Origin of the sequence: Kitasatospora sp. NPDC056651, from assembly GCF_042792155.1 — a bacterium.
In the GTDB taxonomy this organism is placed as follows: domain Bacteria; phylum Actinomycetota; class Actinomycetes; order Streptomycetales; family Streptomycetaceae; genus Kitasatospora.
Genome location: NZ_JBHTWX010000123.1, coordinates 1 through 3652, shown reverse-complemented (window position 1 = coordinate 3652; position 3652 = coordinate 1). Strand labels below are relative to the sequence as shown.

Here is a 3652-nt window from a genome sequence, read left to right as displayed (position 1 = left end):
CCGGGGCTCGGCTCGTCCTGACCGACGGTGTCCTGTCGCGGGGGCTGCCGGAGCATCTGGGGCGGGTGGTCGTGCCGGAGGATCCGTATGTCGGGGCCGTGCCGTGCGAGTTGTCGCCGGTGGATCCGGGGCAGCTGGCGTACGTGATCTACACCTCGGGTTCCACCGGCCGGCCGAAGGGTGTCCAGATCACCCACGGCGCGCTCGCCAACCGCGTCGCTTGGGCGGTCGACCGCCACGACATCGGCCCGGACGACCGGGTCCTGCAGAAGACCTCCATCGGCTTCGACGCCGCCGTCTGGGAGGTGTTCGCCCCGCTGGCGGGCGGCGGCATGCTGGTGCTCGCCCCCGACGGCGCCGAGCGCGACCCGTCGGCGATGCTGCGCAGCGCCGTCGAGCACCGGGTGACGGTCCTCCAGGCGGTCCCGTCGGTCTGGCAGCTGCTGACCGAGCTGCCGGACTGGCCGCGGTGCACCTCGCTGCGGCTGCTGTTCACTGCCGGGGAACCGCTCGGCGCGGCCCTGGCCGAGAGCCTGCTGGCCACGGGGGACCGCGAGGTGTGGAACACCTATGGCCCCACCGAGTGCACCGTCGACGCCACCGCCCAGCACCTCGCCCTCGACCGGCTCGACGGCCCGCCGCCGATCGGCGCCCCGCTGCCGGGTGTGGTGGTGCGGGTGCTGGACGCGGGGCTGCGTCCGGTGCCGCTGGGCGTGGTGGGGGAGTTGTGTGTCGGCGGGGTCGGGGTGGCGCGGGGTTACCTGGGCCGGCCGGGGCTGACGGCGGAGCGGTTCGTGCCGGACCCGTTCGGTGTGCCGGGTTCCCGGTTGTACCGGACGGGTGACCGGGCCTGGGTCCGCCCGGACGGCGTGGTGGTGTACGTCGGCCGGGCCGACGACCAGGTCAAGATCAACGGTGTCCGGGTGGAGCCCGGCGAGGCAGCCGCCGCCCTGGCCGCGCTGCCCGAGGTCCGCGAGGCGGCCGTGACCGTCCACGAGGGCCGGCTGGTCGGCTACGCGGTACTCCGCGACGGAGCCCGGCTCCGGCCGCGCGAGCTGCGCCGGGAGCTGGCGGCGCAGCTGCCGCCCAGCCTGGTACCGGCCGTGGTGATCCCGCTGGAGCGCCTGCCGCTGACCGCCAACGGCAAGCTCGACCGGCGCGCCCTGCCGGCCCCCGAACCGGTGCACGACGACGACTTCGTGGCCCCCGACACTCCCACCGAGCGGGCGCTGGCGGAGATCTACACCCGTGTGCTGGGCCTCGACCGGGTCAGCGCCCGGGACGGGTTCTTCGACTACGGCGGCAACTCGCTGCTGATCATCAAGGTCATCGCGGCCGCCACCCGGCGGGGCCTGCCGGTGACGCTGCGGATGCTCTACGACTACGACACCCTGGCCGATCTCGCTGCGGCCGTGGACGCACTGACGGAAGGACAGGACATGAGGGTTCAACAGCCGCCCGTGCCGGCACCGGCGCCCGTGCCGGCACTCGAGATCGACCGGGACCGCCTGCTGGAGGTGATGGACCGGCACAACGTCCCCGGCGTGAGCATCGCGCTGCTGCGCGACGGCGAGGTGGTCGGCCTCGAAGGCTTCGGCGTCACCGCCGTGGACCGGCCGGAGCCGGTCACCCCCCGGACCCCGTTCCAGGTCGCCTCGGTCAGCAAGCACGTCACCGTACTGGCGGTGCTGCAGCTGGTCGCCGACGGCACGCTGAACCTCGACACCGATCTCAACCGCTACCTGAGCAGCTGGCAGGTGCCCGGCGGAGCTGTCATCACCCTGCGTGAACTGCTCAGCCATCAGGCCGGTTTGAGCCACGTCCCGCCGACCAACTTCCTGCCTGCCGAGACCATGCCGACCGTACTGGAGGTGCTGACCGGCACCGGGGTGGCCACCAACGAGCCGGTGCGGGCTGACAAGCCCGCCGGGTCGGCGTTCCGGAAGACCAACATCAACTACTCGGTCCTCCAGCAGCTGCTCCACGACGTCACCCGCGAGCCCTTCACGGACATGATGCGGCGCATGGTGCTGGAGCCGCTGGAGCTGACCGACAGCAGCTTCGAGCAGGACTACCCGCGACTGTCCGCCGCCCCGGTGGCGATCGGGCACGACGCCCACGGCGCGCCGATCGCCGGGCGCTGGCGGGTTCGCAACGAGATGGCCGCCGGCGGCCTGTGGTCCAGCGCCGCCGACCTCGCCAAGGTCGCCCTGGAGATCCGCCGTGCCCACCGCGGCGAACCCAGCCGCCTGCTCACCCGGCCGCTGGCGCAGCAGATGCTGACGATCTGGCACCCGGGCAGCTTCTACGGCCTCGGCAGCGTGCTGGACACGACCGGCGGCGACCTGGAGTTCGGCCACGGCGGGCGCACCGTCGGCTTCCGGGTCGGCACCTTCACCCGGATCGACAGCGGCGAGGGCATGGTCGTCCTGACCAACTCCGAGTCGGGCAAGCAGGTGCACAGCTTTCTGGTCCAGGTCGTCCGCGACTCCGGCGGCGGCATCGCGCGTGGCGAGATGACCAGGCGCTGGGCGGAGGCCCAGGACCTGCCGGTGGAGAGCCTTGAGGACGGCACCGCCCGGGCAGGGTGGGGCGGCGCCGATGACTGAGGCCGCGCTGTGGCGGGTGGTGGGCCGGCGTGCGGACGGCGAGGCACATGCCGTGCTGGTCCGGCTCACCGGGTCGGCCGTTCAGGGGGGTTCCTGGACGGCCGGCTCCGGCACGGCCGACCTCGCCACTGGTGAACCGATCGACCTCCGGCACCGGTTCCGGATCGGCGGGGTCACCAAGACCTTCGTCGCCACCGTGGTGCTCCAGCTGGCCGCCGAGGGCCGGATCGGTCTCGACGACCCGGTGTCGATCCACTTGCCGGATCTGGTCCGCCGCCCGGTGACGGTCCGCCAACTCCTCAATCACACCAGTGGACTGGCCGACGAGGGCGACGTCCGTTACAACGACACCGGGTGGTTCCTGCGGCACCGCCTGAACACCTTCACCCCCGAGCAGCGGGTGGCCAGGGCGCTGCGGCTGCCGCTGCTCCACCCGCCCGGTACCCGACAGCAGATCGCCCGGGCCAACTACGACCTCGCGGGCCTGCTGATCGACGCGGTGACCGGCGGCAGCTACCGGGACGAGGTCGAGCACCGGCTGCTGCGCCCACTCGGCCTGACCGGCACGTCGCTGCCCGGGACCGACCCGACCCTGCCGCAGCCCCACCTGCGCGGCTACGACGCCGGTGTCGACGTCACCGAACAGAACCCGTCCATCCACGGCGCGGCAGGCGAGATGGTCTCCACCCTGCCCGACCTGGACCGCTTCCTCACCGCCTTGGTGGGCGGGGAACTGCTGCCGGCGGAGGTGCGGCGGGTGCTGTTCGAGGTGCCCGCGGTGCCCTACCTGAACGGCGGCGGCATGGCCCACGCCGGCGCCGGCCTGGACCGCCTGGAACTGCCGAACGGCGTGGTGCTGTGGGGGATGGCCGGGATCGTGCACGGCACCCTGGCCGGCATGGCCACCACCCCCGATCTGGGGCGGCGCCTCGGCTACGTGATCAGCCCGACCGTCCGGGGCACCATGCGGGTGCCACCGATGGTGCACGAGCTGGTCGCCGCGGCCTACACATGACGGAGCGGGGGCACCACCGACCCGTGGC

2 protein-coding genes are annotated in these 3652 nt (G+C 73.1%); both read left to right on the top strand.

Annotated features, from left to right (window positions below; genetic code table 11):
* On the top strand, positions 1-2609 hold a 2609-nt coding region (locus tag ACFRAR_RS33080; RefSeq protein WP_380703023.1), incomplete at its 5' end, for an amino acid adenylation domain-containing protein.
* Complete coding sequence (locus tag ACFRAR_RS33075) at positions 2602-3624, top strand: serine hydrolase domain-containing protein (RefSeq protein ID WP_380703021.1); 1023 nt, start codon at positions 2602-2604, stop codon at positions 3622-3624. The genes ACFRAR_RS33080 and ACFRAR_RS33075, both read left to right, overlap by 8 nt.
* The last annotated feature ends 28 nt before the right edge of the window (positions 3625-3652 follow it).